Annotated in this window: 12 protein-coding genes; 1 reads left to right on the top strand and 11 read right to left on the bottom strand. The window is 68.0% G+C overall.

Going from position 1 to position 14491, the window contains the following annotated elements:
• Nucleotides 1-12: 12 nt before the first annotated feature.
• The 10 genes from AC1RAD_RS03450 to dksA all read right to left on the bottom strand — a co-directional run bounded on the left by AC1RAD_RS03450 (nucleotide 13) and on the right by dksA (nucleotide 11317).
• The gene (locus tag AC1RAD_RS03450; RefSeq protein ID WP_492733916.1) at nucleotides 13-1461 is read right to left on the bottom strand and encodes a UDP-N-acetylmuramoyl-tripeptide--D-alanyl-D-alanine ligase; all 1449 of its coding nucleotides are present in this window, start codon (nucleotides 1459-1461) and stop codon (nucleotides 13-15) included.
• Nucleotides 1458-3014 carry a UDP-N-acetylmuramoyl-L-alanyl-D-glutamate--2,6-diaminopimelate ligase gene (locus AC1RAD_RS03445; RefSeq protein WP_492733914.1) on the bottom strand — a complete coding sequence of 519 codons (1557 nt, stop codon included), beginning with the start codon at nucleotides 3012-3014 and terminating at the stop codon, nucleotides 1458-1460. Before AC1RAD_RS03445 ends, AC1RAD_RS03450 begins: the two co-directional genes overlap by 4 nt.
• A gap of 1 nt (nucleotide 3015) precedes the next feature.
• Nucleotides 3016-4770, bottom strand: a complete 1755-nt coding sequence (locus tag AC1RAD_RS03440; RefSeq protein WP_095743607.1) for a peptidoglycan D,D-transpeptidase FtsI family protein — start codon at nucleotides 4768-4770, stop codon at nucleotides 3016-3018.
• A complete protein-coding gene (gene ftsL / locus AC1RAD_RS03435) occupies nucleotides 4767-5111 on the bottom strand; it encodes a cell division protein FtsL (RefSeq protein ID WP_159273867.1) in 345 nt (114 codons plus the stop codon). Before ftsL ends, AC1RAD_RS03440 begins: the two co-directional genes overlap by 4 nt.
• A gap of 2 nt (nucleotides 5112-5113) precedes the next feature.
• Nucleotides 5114-6037, bottom strand: coding sequence for a 16S rRNA (cytosine(1402)-N(4))-methyltransferase RsmH (gene rsmH / locus AC1RAD_RS03430; protein ID WP_492733912.1), 924 nt, complete (start codon nucleotides 6035-6037; stop codon nucleotides 5114-5116).
• A gap of 8 nt (nucleotides 6038-6045) precedes the next feature.
• Nucleotides 6046-6474: a division/cell wall cluster transcriptional repressor MraZ gene (mraZ, locus tag AC1RAD_RS03425; protein WP_056576192.1), complete on the bottom strand. Its 429-nt coding sequence runs from the start codon at nucleotides 6472-6474 to the stop codon at nucleotides 6046-6048.
• Between the two features lie 273 nt (nucleotides 6475-6747).
• Entirely contained in the window at nucleotides 6748-8076 is a 1329-nt protein-coding gene (hslU, locus tag AC1RAD_RS03420) for an ATP-dependent protease ATPase subunit HslU (protein WP_492686301.1), read from the bottom strand.
• Between the two features lie 2 nt (nucleotides 8077-8078).
• A complete protein-coding gene (gene hslV / locus AC1RAD_RS03415) occupies nucleotides 8079-8624 on the bottom strand; it encodes an ATP-dependent protease subunit HslV (protein WP_042578379.1) in 546 nt (181 codons plus the stop codon).
• Between the two features lie 104 nt (nucleotides 8625-8728).
• Entirely contained in the window at nucleotides 8729-10378 is a 1650-nt protein-coding gene (locus AC1RAD_RS03410) for an STAS domain-containing protein (protein WP_492733910.1), read from the bottom strand.
• Between the two features lie 48 nt (nucleotides 10379-10426).
• Nucleotides 10427-11317, bottom strand: a complete 891-nt coding sequence (dksA, locus tag AC1RAD_RS03405; protein ID WP_409574652.1) for an RNA polymerase-binding protein DksA — start codon at nucleotides 11315-11317, stop codon at nucleotides 10427-10429.
• Between the two features lie 442 nt (nucleotides 11318-11759).
• On the opposite strand from dksA, the gene AC1RAD_RS03400 reads away from it, so the two are divergent.
• Entirely contained in the window at nucleotides 11760-13298 is a 1539-nt protein-coding gene (locus AC1RAD_RS03400; RefSeq protein ID WP_492733908.1) for a YdgA family protein, read from the top strand.
• 81 nt (nucleotides 13299-13379) lie between these two features.
• Here the strand turns inward: AC1RAD_RS03400 and AC1RAD_RS03395 are convergent, their stop codons facing one another.
• The gene (locus tag AC1RAD_RS03395) at nucleotides 13380-14432 is read right to left on the bottom strand and encodes a CobW family GTP-binding protein (RefSeq protein ID WP_159273864.1); all 1053 of its coding nucleotides are present in this window, start codon (nucleotides 14430-14432) and stop codon (nucleotides 13380-13382) included.
• Between the last annotated feature and the right edge of the window lie 59 nt (nucleotides 14433-14491).

Raw genomic sequence — 14491 nt, 5'->3', positions numbered from 1 at the left:
GTGTTGCGCGGCTCATGCGTCATGACCGGCCTCCTTTTTTTGTTGTGCTTCGATCGCCTGCACCACGCGCTCCATCTTCATGAAGCGCGACCCCTTGACCAGCACGCTGCCCAGCTGCGGCAGGCGGGCGAGCACGGCCGCGCGGAGCGTGTCGAAATCGTCGAAATGGCGTCCATCGACACCATCGTTGTTGTTGAAAGCCGTCGCCGCATGCACGGTCTCACCGCCCAGCGTGTAGACGGCGTCGAGGCCGCGCTGGCGCGCCCAGGCGCCGACCTCGGCGTGGAATTCCGGCGAGCGGTCGCCGACCTCGCCCATCTCGCCGAGCACCAGCAGGCGCGGGGCGGGCAGGCCCGTGAGCACGTCGATGGCGGCGATCACGGAATCGGGGTTGGCGTTGTAGCTGTCGTCGACCAGCGTGAGCGCGTGCCCGCCGGGCAGCACGACCTCGCTGGCGCGCGAACGGCCCTTGACCGGTTCGAAGGCCGACAGGCCCGCGGCGATGGTGTCGAGCGACACGCCGGCGGCCAGCGCGCAGGCGGTGGCGGCGAGCGCGTTGCCCACGTTGTGACGGCCCGCGATGTGCAGGCGCGCCTCGAAGGCACCCAGCGGCGTGCGCACGCGCACGCGCCAGGCGCCCTGCAGCCATTCGGCGCTGTCGAGCGAGATGTCGGCGTCGGCGTGCTCGCCGAAGGTCAGGCAGCGGCGCGAACCGCTCTGGCGCGCCAGGTCGGTCCACAGCGAGGTGAAGGTGTCGCCGTAGGGGAACACGGCCGTGCCGTCGTCGGGCAGTTCGGCGAACACGGCGGCGTTCTCGATGGCGACCGCCTCGACGCTGGCCATGAACTCCTGGTGCTCGCGCTGCGCGTTGTTGACCAGCGCGATGGTCGGGCGCGACATGGCGGCCAGCCGCGCGATCTCGCCCGGGTGGTTCATGCCCAGTTCGAGCACCGCCAGCTGGTGCTGCGCACGCAGGCGCAGCAGCGTGAGCGGCACGCCGATCTCGTTGTTGAAGTTGCCGGCCGTAGCCAGCGCACGGTCGGCACGGAAGGCCGCGAGCACGGCCGCGATCATCTGCGTGACCGTGGTCTTGCCGTTGCTGCCGGTGACGGCGATCAGCGGCAGCTGGAACTGCGCGCGCCAGCCAGCGCCCAGCGCACCGAGCGCGATGAGCGAATCGGGCACCTCGAGGCCCGCAAGCCCCGCGGCTTCGAGGCCGCCGTGCGCAATGGCGGCGACGGCGCCCTGCTTCTTCGCATCGGCCAGGAAGTCGTTGGCGTCGAAGCGCTCACCCTTGAGCGCAACGAACAGGTCGCCGGCGGCCAGGGTGCGGGTGTCGGTGTGGACGCGGGCGATCACGGTGGCCGGATCGCCCACGAGGCGCGACCCCGGCACCCATTGCTGCGCCTGCGCCAGCGTGAGATTGAGCGGTGTGGAGACGGGCGTGGCCATGGCGGTCATGCGGCACCCCGCTTCGCGAGCGCTTCGAGCGCGTGGGTCTTGTCGGAGAACGGCAGGCGCTGGCCCGCGATCTCCTGCCACTCTTCGTGGCCCTTGCCGGCGATCAGCACCACGTCTTGCGGTGCCGCCTGGGCGATGGTTTCGGCGATGGCGCGCGCGCGGTCGACCTGCACGCGGGCCGCCTCGACGCGCGTGAAGCCGCGCAGCGCCTGGCTGATGATCGCGTCGGGGTTCTCGTTGCGCGGGTTGTCGCTGGTGAGCACCACATGGTCGGCCTGCCGTTCGGCGACAGCCGCCATCAGCGGGCGCTTGATCGGGTCGCGGTTGCCGCCGCAGCCGAACACGCACCAGAGCGCGCCGCCGCGTTGCTTGGCCAACGGGCGCAGGCCCGCGAGGGCCTTGTCGAGCGCGTCGGGCGTGTGGGCGTAGTCGACCACGGCCAGCGGCGCGCCGTCGGTGGGTTGCACGCGGTCCATGCGGCCCGGCACGCTGCTGAGGTGGGCGCAGGCGGCCACGGCCTGCGCGAGCGTGAGGCCCAGCGCGCGCAGGGTGCCGAGCACGCCGAGCAGGTTGGCGACGTTGTACTGGCCGATGAGCCCGGTCGCGAGCCGCTCGGCCGGCGCCGTGCTGCCGTGCTCGGCCACGGTGAACTGCAGGCCCTGCGCGTCGTAGCCGATGTCGCGCGCCATGAGCCGCGCGGGCTTGCCGGCGGCCGAGACGGTCCAGACGTCGAGCGCGCCGATGCCGGCGTCGAGCAGGTTGGCGCACAGGCTGGCACCGTGCATGTCGTCGATGTTGATCACCGCGGCGCGCAGGCCGGGCCAGCGGAACAGCTCGGCCTTGGCCTGCCAGTAGGCGTCCATGCTGCCGTGGTAGTCGAGGTGGTCCTGCGTGAAATTGGTGAACACGGCGACCGCGATGCGGCAGCCGTCGAGCCGGCGCTCGGCGATGCCGATGGACGAAGCCTCGATCGCGCAGGCGCCGAAGCCTTCGGTGACGAAGTCGCGCAGCGCGCGCTGCAGCATCACGGGGTCGGGCGTGGTCAGGCCGGTGTAGGTGAGTTCGGGCGGCACGCCGATGCCCAGGGTGCCGACCACGGCGCAGGGCGACGGGGCGCCGCGCTCGGTGGTGCCGTCGGGGCGCATCGCGCGCACGCCGCCGGCCGCGCGCAGCGTGGACAGCGATTCGGCCAGCCACCACGCGGTGGAAGTCTTGCCGTTGGTGCCGGTCACGGCCAGCAGGTCGAGCTGCGCCGAGGGGTTGTCGTAGAAGGCGGCGGCGATCGGGCCGGTGGCGGCCTTGAGGCCCGGGTAGCTCACGATGCGCTCGTCGCCATCGAAACCGAAGGCGTCCACGCCCTCGTGCTCGACCAGGCAGGCCACGGCGCCCTGCGCCAGCGCGGCCGCCACGTGCTGGCGGCCGTCGGTGGCGGCACCGGGCCAGGCGATGAAGGCATCGCCCGGGGCGACCGCGCGGCTGTCGGCCTGCAGCGCGCCCTGCACGCGCTCCTTGAGCCAGAACGCGGCGGTGGTGGGGGAAGTGAGTGTCAGCATGTCAGAAGCTCTCGGGGACGTCTTGCGTCTGCACGAGGGGTTTGACCGCCAGGTCGGGCGGGACGTTCATCATGCGCAGGGTCTGCTGCACAACTTCGCTGAACACCGGCGCCGCGGCGAGGCCGCCGAAGTACTGGCCGTCGGTCGGCTCGTCGATCATCACCGCGACGATGATGCGCGGCTTCTCGATGGGCGCCATGCCGGTGAACCAGGCGCGGTACTTGTTGCTGGCGTAGCCCTTGCCGACCTGCTTGTGGGCCGTGCCCGACTTGCCGCCGACCGAGTAGCCCACCGTTTGCGCGCGCGTACCGGTGCCGCCCGGGCCTGCGGCCATCTGCAGCATCTTGCGCACCGCGAGCGCGTTGGACGGCGAGAACACCCGCACGCCGACCGGCGGCTCGGTGTTCTTCAGGATGGTGACCGGGATGATGGAGCCGTCGTGCGCGAACGAGGTGTACGAATGCGCCATCTGGAACAGCGACGCCGACAGGCCGTAGCCGTAGGCCATGGTGGCCTGCTCGACCGGCTTCCAGGTCTTCCACGGACGCAGCCGGCCCGTCACGGCGCCGGGGAACTGGATCTGCGGCTTCTGGCCGTAGCCCAGCGCGGTGTAGGTGTCCCACATCTCGTGGGGCGTCATCTTCTGGGCGATCTTGAGCGCGCCCACGTTGCTCGACTTCTGGATCACGCCCTCCACCGTCAGCGAGCCGTAGTTGTGGGTGTCGCTGATGGTGAAGCCGCCCAGCTGGTAGCGCCCGGGCGCGGTGTCGATGATGGTCGAGGGCTTGACGCGGCCGGCCTCCAGCGCCATCGCCACGGTGATGGGCTTCATGGTCGAGCCGGGCTCGAAGGTGTCGGTGAGCGCGCGGTTGCGCAGCTGCTCGCCGGTGAGGTTCTGGCGCTTGTCGGGCACGTAGCTCGGGTAGTTGGCCAGCGCCAGCACCTCGCCGGTGGTGCTGTCGAGCACCACCACGCTGCCGGCCTTGGCGCGGCGTGCGGTGACGGCGTCGCGCAGCTTCTGGTAGGCGAAGAACTGCACCTTGCTGTCGACGCTGAGCTGGATGTCGCGGCCCTCGACCGGCGGCACCTGCTCGCCCACGCCCTCGACCACGCGGCCCAGCCGGTCCTTGATGACGCGGCGCGAGCCGGCCTTGCCGGCCAGCTCCTTGTTGAACGCCAGCTCGATGCCTTCCTGGCCGTTGTCTTCCACGTTGGTGAAGCCCACCACGTGCGCGGCGGCCTCGCCCTCGGGGTACTGGCGCTTGTATTCCTTGCGCTGGTAGATGCCCTTGAGGTTGAGCGCGGCGATCTGCTTGGCGATGGGCTCGTCGACCTGGCGCTTGATCCAGACGAAGGTCTTGTCCTCGTCTTCGAGCTTCTTGTCGAAGTCCTTTTGCGGCATGCCGAGCAGCTTGGCCACCTGCTTGAGCTTGGCGCGCACCTCGGGGTCGTCGCGCTCCACGTCTTCGGGAATGGCCCAGATGCTGGGCGCCACCACGCTGGACGCCAGGATGAGCCCGTTGCGGTCCAGGATGCGCCCACGGTTGGCCGGCAGCTCCAGCGTGCGCGCGAAGCGCACTTCGCCCTGACGCTGGAAGAAGCTGTTGTTGAAGACCTGCACGTACGCAGCCCGGCCCGCCAGCATGACGAAGCCGAAGGCGATGCCGGCGACGATGAACTTGCTGCGCCACACCGGCGTCTTGCTCGCGAGCAAGGGGCTGGTGGTGTAGCGCACGCTGCGGTTGCCGCGGCTCATCGGGCGGGCCTCGCGGTGGCGGTGCCGGGCTTGGCCGGCGTGGTCGGCGGCAGCGGCGCGACGGCCGGGATCACCGAGCCGTCGGGGCGCACGTACTGCGTGATGGCCGGCGAGGCCGTGCGCATCTGCAACTGTTCCTTGGCCAGCTTCTCCACGCGCAGCGGCGTGGCCTGGGCGCGCTTCTCGACCTGCAGGCGGTCATGCTCGGTTTCGAGCTTGCGCGTCTCCTGCAGGGCGCGGTCGAACTCCGTGTAGAGCTGGCGCGACTGGTACTGGGTGTGCACAAGGTACAAAGCCGTCGCAATGACGGCCAGCAGAAGAAGCAGGTTGATGCGCGCCATGGCTACCCGGCCTCCGTGCGTTCGGCCACCCGGAGGATGGCGCTGCGCGAGCGCGGGTTGCCGCGCACTTCTTCTTCGGACGGCTTGATGCGCTCGAGCGCGTGCAGCTTCATCGCCTTGGGCGCAGCGAAGGGCGCGCGGCGGTCGTAGACCTCCTTCGAGTGCTTGGCGATGAACTGCTTGACGATGCGGTCTTCGAGCGAATGGAAGCTGATCACCGCGAGGCGGCCGCCGGGCGCGAGCACCGACAGGCTGGCTTCTAGCGCTTGTTGCAGCTCCTCAAGCTCGGCGTTGATGAAAATCCGAAAAGCCTGAAATGTGCGCGTTGCAGGGTTCTGGCCCTGCTCGCGGGTTTTGACCGTGCCAGCCACGAGCTCGGCCAGTTCGGTGGTGGTTGAAATTGCGCCCCGTTCTTGTCTGCGAGCAACAATCGCCTTTGCAATCTGAACAGCAAACCGTTCTTCGCCATAGTCACGGATCACCTCTGCAATTTGTTGAAGTTCGGCCGTTGCCAGCCATTCGGCCACGCTCTCGCCGCGCGTGGTGTCCATGCGCATGTCGAGCGGACCGTCGAAACGGAAACTGAAACCGCGCACCGGGTTGTCGATCTGCGGCGAACTCACGCCCAGGTCCATCAGCAAGCCGTTGACGCTGGCGTCGGGCAATTCGCCCAGCGAGCGGAATCCCTGGTGGCGGATAGAAAAACGCGCATCCGAGATGCGCGCTGCTTCGGCCACCGCTTCTGCATCCTTGTCGAATGCGATGAGCCTGCCTTCCGGCGCCAGCCGCGCGAGGATGGCGCGCGCATGTCCTCCGCGGCCGAAGGTGGCGTCCACGTACGTGCCCGTGGCTGCCGCGCTACCGGAAAGAAGGGCTTCCACCGCCTCGTTCAACAAGACGGTCGTGTGGGTCAGGGGGGTGTTCACGGGGCTCCTCAGAACGCGAAGTCCTGAAACACATCCGGCATCTCGCCCTGGGTGGCCTCGGCCTCCTTGGCCTCGTAGGTCGCCTTGTCCCAGAGTTCGAAGTGGTTGCCCATGCCCAGCAACAGCGTCTCGCGGTTGATGCCGGTGGCGGCGCGCAGCTCGGGCGACACCAGCACGCGGCCGGTACCGTCCATCTCGACGTCCATCGCGTTACCGAGGAAGACGCGCTTCCACCACTGCGCCGACATCGGCAGCGCAGCAATGCGTTCGCGGAATTTTTCCCATTCAGGACGGGGGAACACCATCAGGCATCCGTGCGGATGCTTGGTGATCGTGAGCTGGCCGCCTGCCGTGGCGCTCAGGACGTCGCGATGCCGGGTCGGCACGGAGAGCCGCCCCTTGGCATCCAGACTGAGCGATGAAGCGCCTTGAAACACGACCACGAAACCCCTGTGGTGGGAGGTGCCGCGACACCCGGAAGGGGCGTTGCCCGCACTTTTTCCCACTTAACTGCACTTTTTTCCACTGTAGCAGGAAACACTTGCGACGCAACTGGGGCTCGGGGGTATTTTTTGTAATGGAATCAACGACTTAGCGCCGATTTCCAAACCTGGAAATCGGCGAATTGTGTTGAAAATGAAGTACTTAGCTCACGCAGTGAAAGTGATGCGTGAAGGACGCCCCCGTTACAGGGGCCGAGGGAGGCGGCTTCAGAGGATGAAGCGCGAAAGGTCTTCGTCGTGACTTAGTGCCGCGAGGCGCTCGTCGACATAAGCGGCATCGATGCGGACCGTCTGGCCCTCGATGCGGGTGGCATCGAAGCTTACCTCATCGAGCAGGCGCTCCATCACGGTCGACAAACGGCGTGCGCCGATGTTCTCGGTGCGCTCGTTCACCTCGAAGGCGATGGCCGCCAGCCGCGTGATGCCGTCGGGCGCGAAATCGAGCGTCACGCCTTCGGTGGCCAGCAGCGCCTGGTACTGCTTCACGAGCGAGGCGCGGGTCTGCGTGAGGATGCTCTCGAAGTCCGACACCGAGAGCGACTGCAGCTCGACGCGGATCGGAAAGCGCCCCTGCAACTCCGGAATGAGGTCGCTCGGCTTGCTCAGGTGGAAGGCGCCGCTCGCGATGAACAGCATGTGGTCGGTGCGCACCACGCCGTACTTGGTGGACACGGCCGTGCCCTCCACGAGCGGCAGCAGGTCGCGCTGCACGCCCTGGCGCGAGACGTCGGAGCCCTGCGCTTCGCTGCGCGTGGCGACCTTGTCGATCTCGTCGATGAAGACGATGCCGTTCTGCTCGGCATTGGCAATGGCCTGCGCGCGGATCTCGTCCTCGTTGACCAGCTTGGCGGCCTCCTCGTCGATCAAGAGGCGCATCGCCTCGGCGATCTTGAGCTTGCGCGTCTTGCGCTTGCCGCCGCCGAGCTGGCCGAACATGCCGCGCAGTTGCTCGGTCATTTCCTCCATGCCGGCCGGGCCCATGATCTCCAGCGGCGCACGGGTTTCGGCGAGGTCGAGCTCGATTTCCTTGTCGTCGAGCTGGTGCTCGCGCAGCTTCTTGCGGAAGGCCTGGCGCGTCGGATTGGGGCTGTCGAGTGCGGGGGCAGCGCCATCGGCACCACGCGCCGGCGGCAGCAGCGCGTCGAGGATGCGCTCCTCGGCCGCGTCTTCGGCGCGGGCACGCACCTTCACGCTTTCGGATTCGCGTGTCTGCTTGACGGCGATTTCGGCGAGGTCGCGAATGATCGAGTCGACGTCCTTGCCCACGTAGCCCACCTCGGTGAACTTGGTGGCCTCGACCTTGATGAACGGCGCATCGGCCAGGCGGGCCAGGCGGCGGGCGATCTCGGTCTTGCCGACACCCGTCGGGCCGATCATGAGGATGTTCTTGGGCGTGATCTCGTGGCGCAGCTTCTCGTCGACCTTCTGGCGGCGCCAGCGGTTGCGCAGCGCAATGGCCACGGCGCGCTTGGCGGCGGGCTGGCCGACGATGTGGTTGTCCAGCTCGGAGACGATTTCCTGGGGGGTCATGGACATGGTCAGAGCGCTTCCACCGTGTGGTTCATGTTCGTGTAAATGCAGATTTCTCCGGCGATCGCCAGCGATTTGCGCACGATCTGCTCGGCCGAAAGGTCGGTGTTGTCGATCAGCGCCTTGGCCGCCGACTGGGCGTAGGCACCGCCCGAACCGATGGCGATCACGCCGTCTTCAGGCTCCAACACGTCGCCATTGCCGGTGATGATGAGCGAAGTCGTGGCGTCGGCCACGGCCAGCATGGCCTCGAGCTTGCGCAGCACGCGGTCGGTGCGCCAGTCCTTGGTGAGCTCGACCGCCGCGCGGGTCAGGTGGCCCTGGTGCTTCTCGAGCTTGGCCTCGAAGCGCTCGAAGAGCGTGAAGGCATCGGCTGTGGCGCCGGCGAAACCCGCCAGGACCTTGCCGTGATAGAGCCGCCGCACCTTGCGCGCCGTGCCCTTGATGACGATGTTGCCGAGAGTGACCTGCCCGTCCCCGCCGATGGCGACCTGATCGCCTTGGGGGGTCTTGCGGCGCACGCTCACGATGGTGGTGCCGTGAAACTGTTCCATCGCAGCCATCTGGGGATGGGCCCCGCCAATGCAACCCTTGCGGTCGGACAAACTGCTGGCGGAAAACACGGCCCCGCAGGGGCCGTGGAACCCCTGTGACGGGGTCAGTTCTTGCGGACCGCGACCGTGGCGTGGTCGGTGATGCCGATCAGCCCGAACAGCGCGGCAATCAGCCGGTGGGCGTCGACGAACTGCACCCGCTCGCCGTTCGCATCGCGCTCGCGGACCCAGCTCAGCAGCGTGCCGGCCGCCGTCAGGTCCATGCGCAGCAGGGCCGCGCACGAGATGACCGGCGCCGTCGTGTGGCGCAGGTCGTGGTCCAGGCGCTGCCAGCACGACAGCGAATCGCCGCGCAGGTCGCCCGCCAGCGCGGCAAAGCCGCTGTCGGTGGACGGGAAGCTCTCGGAATCGCCCCCGACCGACAGCAGCGACCAGACCGAACTCGGCCGGCTCGCCGGCGGCGCGGCCAGCGAGGTGCACTCACCCTTCGGGTCCTGCCAGGACGGCGGCGACACCTCGTAGGTGATGCAGTAGTTGAGCGCCACCAGCTCGAAGTCGTCGGGCAGGTGCATCATGCGCAGCGCCGCGAGGCGCAGCTGCCACCAGGCGTCGTCGGGATGGCGCTCGTTGTTGGGCGTGGCCGCGGCCAGCACGGCCATGAGCTGCGAGGCGCCGAAGAAGCGCAGTTGCACCGGCGAATCGGACCAGTGCGCGAACAGGATGCGCAGCGGCGCGGCGGCGGGCGGATCGATCTCGGTGAGCGCGCGCCAGTCGAGCGTCCAGACCATGCCGGCCTGCGAGAGCGCGCGCGTGAGCGACATGAGCCCCTCGCGCGTCAGGTGCGCGGGGCTGGCCCAGTCGGCGGCGCCCGTCGTGTCGGAGGCCGCCTCGGCGTCTTCGCTGGCGGTGACGGCCTTCACGCTGCGCGCGAGTTCGTCGAGCGAGACCCAGTCGGGGCCCATGCGCTTCATGCGCTGCGCATAGCGCATGCGGGCGGCCGCGAACTTGGCGGCGTCGCCGGTGGCGCGGTACAGGTCGAACAGCGCGCGCCAGCGGGCGTCGTCGCGCTCCAGCGTGACGGCTGCGGTGGCGTCGTCGGCGGAGAACGCACTTTCGGCGGCCAGTGCCTGCAGCAGGATGGCCTCGGCGCCGGTGTCGTCGCCGTGCGCGAAGCGGATCACCGCTTCTTCGAGCGCGCCGTCGTGTGCGAGCCGGGACGGCTGCGGCGCGGGAACGGCTGCCGCAGCGGCAACCGCCGGCGCTGCGGCCACGGGCGCAGAAGCAGCTGGCTCGGCCGGCAACTGGTCGCCGCCGCTGTCAACCGGCGGCAGCGTTTCAGCGCCCGCGTCGGGCGGCGGATTGACCAGCGTCTCGCCGTTCGGCCCGCGGCCCTTCCACCACTGCTGCGACATCTGCTCTTCGATCTCGTCGATCTTCTTGAGCGTGAGTGCGCGGCCTTCGGATTTTTCGGAGGTGCTGTTGAGGTTGAACGACGAGGGCGTGACCGTCGCCTCGAAGGCATGGGCCGCCGCCTCGCGCTGGCGCAGCTTGCGCAGCATGTCGAACTCGCGGCGGCGCACGAAGTCGTTGCGCTGGCGTCGCTCGATCATTTCCTTCAGCATCTCGCGGCTGTAGGTCTGCTCGGGCAGCGACGAGTCGGAGGACGGCGTGTCCAGCTCCGACCAGTCTTTCAGGGGATTTCGAACGAACTTGGCCACCTTCGAGAAAAGGCGGCCTGACTCTTCCTTTGGCATTCAGAGAAGGTTATCGAAAGCGCGGGTTCCGTTCTACCTTGCTGCCGTTCAATCCCCGAACATTTTCTGCTTCAGCTCGCGGCGCTGCTGCGCTTCGAGCGAAAGCGTGGCGGTCGGGCGGGCCAGCAGGCGGCCGACGCCGATGGGCTCGCCGGTTTCGTCGCAGTAGCCGTAGTCGCCGGCGTCGATGCGCTGGATCGACTGCTCGATCTTCTTGAGCAGCTTGCGTTCGCGGTCGCGCGTGCGCAGTTCGAGCGCGTGCTCTTCCTCGATGGTGGCGCGGTCGGCCGGGTCGGGCACGACCACGGTGTCCTCGCGCAGGTGCTCGGTGGTTTCACCGGCGTTCTCGAGGATGCCGCGCTTGAGTTCTTCGAGCTTCAGGCGGAAGAACGCCATCTGCTTGTCGTTCATGTACTCGTCGTCGGGCATCGCGATGACCTCGGCGTCGCTCAGCTCGGCGGGCGTCTTGGTCTTCCAGTTGTTGGCCAGCTTCGGGTCTTTCTTGACGGCCAGGGGCGGCGGCGGCACCAGCGCGGTGGAAGGCGCCTGCGAGAAGCTGGATTTGGCGGCGGTCGAGGCCACGGATTGCGGCATCGAAGGCACGGTCAGTTGCGACAGCCGGGACACGCGGCCACCACGCGCAGCGGGAGCGGGCGTAGCGGGGATCGAGGGTGTCGCCGGGGCGGAAGAAGAGGCGGCAGCCGTTTTTTTCATGGGGGTCGGGGGAGCAGAAAGGGCGGCCGCAGGACGGCCGACCGGTTGGGATGACGTAGGCGCCGCGCCCGCGGACTTGGTTGCGGGCTTGGCGGACTTCTTGGCAGCCGCGGTCCCGGTCTTGGCCGGGGTTGCCGCAGGCTTCTTGGCAGCGCTTTTCTCTTTCGCGGCAGAGGCAGCAGCAGCGGTGGCAGAAACCTTCTTCGTCGCGGGTACAGCCTTCACAGCCGTCGCCTTCTTTGCGGCGGGCTTGGTGGCTGGCGTGGCCTTGGCGGCGGGTTTCTTCACGGTGACTGGCTCCTTGTACGAACTGGAACGCGCTTTCACTGGGTGTCTCCTCCCAAGGGAACCGTTGCGGGTGTCAGGCCGCGTCGGCTCACGTTGTCGGGGGCGTCCTCAAGTGGTGAACCCCGGGGTTATACCCCCGAAAGCCCGCCAAAAACCCTTGGCGCCCCGTGCCGTAAGTCATATCTCGCCCCTGTGGACGAAGCATGGCTCCCGGAACAGGCGCGCGATTGTATAGAGAACTCGAAACGCAAGGCCATCGGGTGACGCAGTGCCCTGCTCCGTTAGCATCGCCCGGCGCCGCCACAGGGGGTGGCGCAGGCACGCCGCGGGTCGGGGAGACACCGCGGCGGCCCTTCAAACAACCGATCGGAAAATAATCTTGAGCAAAAAAGCAGTATTGGGAGTCCTGGCCGCGGCCATCGCCGTCGCCTACGGCGGCAGCACCTGGTGGGCCGGCACGCAAATCAAATCGAGCTACGACGTCGCCCTGGGCGAACTGCCCAAGCAGACCGCGCTGGTGCGCGTGATCGAGCGCAGCTACGAACGCAATTTCTTCGGCGCCGTGAGCACCGTGACGCTCGAACTGGGTTGCCCGGCCGAGGCCGAAGCCGCCACCACCCCTGCCGCGTCGGCACCCGCCGCCGCGCCGGCCGCCGCCACGACCGACGTCGCCGAGGCCGCGACCGAAGGCGACGAAGAAGAACCCGCCGAAGACGACAGCGACGCCGCGGCCACCCCGCCCAAGCCCGTGCGCATCACCATCCGCGACACCATCCGCCACGGCCCGATCGCCGGCGCCACGCTGGCCGCGGCCGTTATCGACAGCGAACTGGTGCTCGACGCCAAGGCGCAGGCCGAGGCCGAGAAGCTGTTCGGCAAGACCAAGCCGCTGACCGCGCGCACCCAGGTCGGCTTCGGCGGCGGCTTCACCAGCGACTTCACCGTCGCGCCCGCCAAGCTGGCCGAAGAAGGCAAGGGCGAGTTCGCCTGGCAAGGCGCGCAGGCCCGCCTGGACATGAACGCGGCCCGCACCCATGTGCGCTACGACATGACGATGCCCGGCCTGGACGTCAGCACCGCCTCCAAGGGCGTGCAGCTGAAGATGGGCAAGTTCACCGCCAAGGCCGACATGGACGGCAGCGCCGGCTGGATGCTCGCCACCGGCAAGTCCGAAGGCCGCCTCGACAGCTTCGAGCTGAACGCGCCCAAGGGACTGGGCCTGGGCGCGGGCACCGAGGCCGCCCCCGCCAAGGCGATCAAGGTGCTGCTGCAAAGCATCGACCTGACCGGCGAAGCCACCATCAAGGACGGCCTGTACGCCTCCGAAGGCGCCTTCAAGGGCAAGGGCAAGGTCAACGAGACCGCCATCGACAAGTTCGAGATCGCCAGCAGCGCACGCCGCATCCAGGCGGCCGGCTACAAGAAGCTGGCCGACGCCTGGCTGCAATCGACCGCCGGTGCCGGCTGCGGCCAGCGCAGCAAGGCCCAGAAGGACGCGATGCAGGCGCTCATCGAGCAGCTCGCGCCCGACCTCAAGGCCATGGCCAAGCACAGCCCCGAAGCCGGCCTGGACCGCATGCTGGTCGAGATCGGCGGCCACAGCGCCGAGCTCAGCTACTCGGTGGCCCTCGCCGGCGTGACCGACGAAGACCTGCAGCTGCCCGGCAACGCGCTGGTGCTCAAGCGCGGCGTGCTCAAGGCCAACGCGCGCCTGCCCGTGAAGTGGATCGAGAAGCTGGCCGAAACCGGCGCCGAGAGCGGCCGCACGCCGCCGCCTGAAATGCTCGCCGGCCTGATCGAACAGGGCGAAGCCAACGGCTACGTGAAGCGCACGGGCGACGATCTGGTCAGCCAGGTCGAGTTCAGCGAAGGCCAGCTCAAGCTCCTGGGCAAGCCGATGGGGAATTTCGGCAAGTAGGCACGGCCCGCCCATGAAAAACGGCGCTGACCGCAAGGCCAGCGCCGTTTTTACTTGTTTGTCCGACTCAGGCGAACGTGTTCAGACCAGGCACTGCTCCAGACCCTGCTCCAGGATCTCGCGCGGCAGCTCGATGCCGATGAACACCATGCGGCTCTGGCGCGCCTCGTCCTTGCCCCACTCCGGGCCCAGGTCGCTGCCCATGAGCTGGTGCACGCCCTGGAAGATCACCTTGCGCTCGGTGCCCTTCATGTTCAGCACGCCCTTGTAGCGCAGCATGCGCGGGCCGTAGATGTTCACGATGGCGCCCAGGAAGTCTTCCAGCTTGGCCGGGTCGAAGGCGCGGTCGGCCTTGTAGACGAAGCTCTTCACGTCGTCATCGGTGTGGTGATGGTGACCGTGCCCTTCGTGCTTGTGCGAGGGGTGGTCGCACGCCTCGCCATGCGCGTGGTCATGGTCGTGATGGTCGTGGTCGTCTTCCTTCAGGAAGTCGGGGTCGATGTCCAGCTTGGCGTTCAGGTTGAAGCCGCGCAGGTCGAAGATGTCCTTCAGCGGCACGTCGCCGAAGTGCGCCTTCTGCTGCGGCGCGCGCGGGTTCATGTGCTTCAAGCGATGGATCAGCGCCTCGGTCTCTTCGGCCGACACCAGCTCGCTCTTGCTGATGAAGATCTGGTCGGCAAAGCCCACCTGGCGGCGCGCCTCCTGGCGGTCGTTGAGCTGCTGCGGCGCATGCTTGGCATCGACCAGCGTCAGGATCGAGTCGAGCAGGTAGCTCTCGGCGATCTCGTCGTCCATGAAGAAGGTCTGCGCCACGGGGCCGGGGTCGGCCAGGCCGGTGGTCTCGATCACCACGCGGTCGAAATCGAGCAGGCCCTGGCGCTTCTTGGCAGCCAGCAGCTGCAGCGCTTCGCGCAGGTCTTCGCGGATGGTGCAGCAGACGCAGCCGTTGCTCATCTGCACGATCTGCTCCTTCGACTCGGTCACGAGGATGTCGCTGTCGATGTTCTCCTCGCCGAACTCGTTCTCGATGACCGCGATCTTCTGGCCATGGGCCTCGGTCAGGATGCGCTTGAGCAGCGTGGTTTTGCCCGAGCCGAGAAAGCCGGTCAGGATGGTCGCGGGAATGAGGGCCATGGAAAAGTGCTCCGGAAACGGAAAACAGAAAAAGGCGGGGGATTGGCGGGCAGTTTAGC

Source organism: Variovorax sp. GW823-FHT04B03 (assembly GCF_058796495.1).
This window is presented reverse-complemented; position numbering and strand designations above follow the sequence as displayed.

What these genes read in the sequence shown, in the direction of transcription:
- AC1RAD_RS03450 (WP_492733916.1), bottom strand. Translation starts at nt 1,461, where the DNA reads ATGACCGCCATGGCCACGCCCGTCTCCACACCGCTCAATCTCACGCTG.
- AC1RAD_RS03445 (WP_492733914.1), bottom strand. Translation starts at nt 3,014, where the DNA reads ATGCTGACACTCACTTCCCCCACCACCGCCGCGTTCTGGCTCAAGGAG.
- AC1RAD_RS03440 (WP_095743607.1), bottom strand. Translation starts at nt 4,770, where the DNA reads ATGAGCCGCGGCAACCGCAGCGTGCGCTACACCACCAGCCCCTTGCTC.
- ftsL (WP_159273867.1), bottom strand. Translation starts at nt 5,111, where the DNA reads ATGGCGCGCATCAACCTGCTTCTTCTGCTGGCCGTCATTGCGACGGCT.
- hslU (WP_492686301.1), bottom strand. Translation starts at nt 8,076, where the DNA reads ATGTCCATGACCCCCCAGGAAATCGTCTCCGAGCTGGACAACCACATC.
- hslV (WP_042578379.1), bottom strand. Translation starts at nt 8,624, where the DNA reads ATGGAACAGTTTCACGGCACCACCATCGTGAGCGTGCGCCGCAAGACC.
- AC1RAD_RS03410 (WP_492733910.1), bottom strand. Translation starts at nt 10,378, where the DNA reads ATGCCAAAGGAAGAGTCAGGCCGCCTTTTCTCGAAGGTGGCCAAGTTC.
- AC1RAD_RS03395 (WP_159273864.1), bottom strand. Translation starts at nt 14,432, where the DNA reads ATGGCCCTCATTCCCGCGACCATCCTGACCGGCTTTCTCGGCTCGGGC.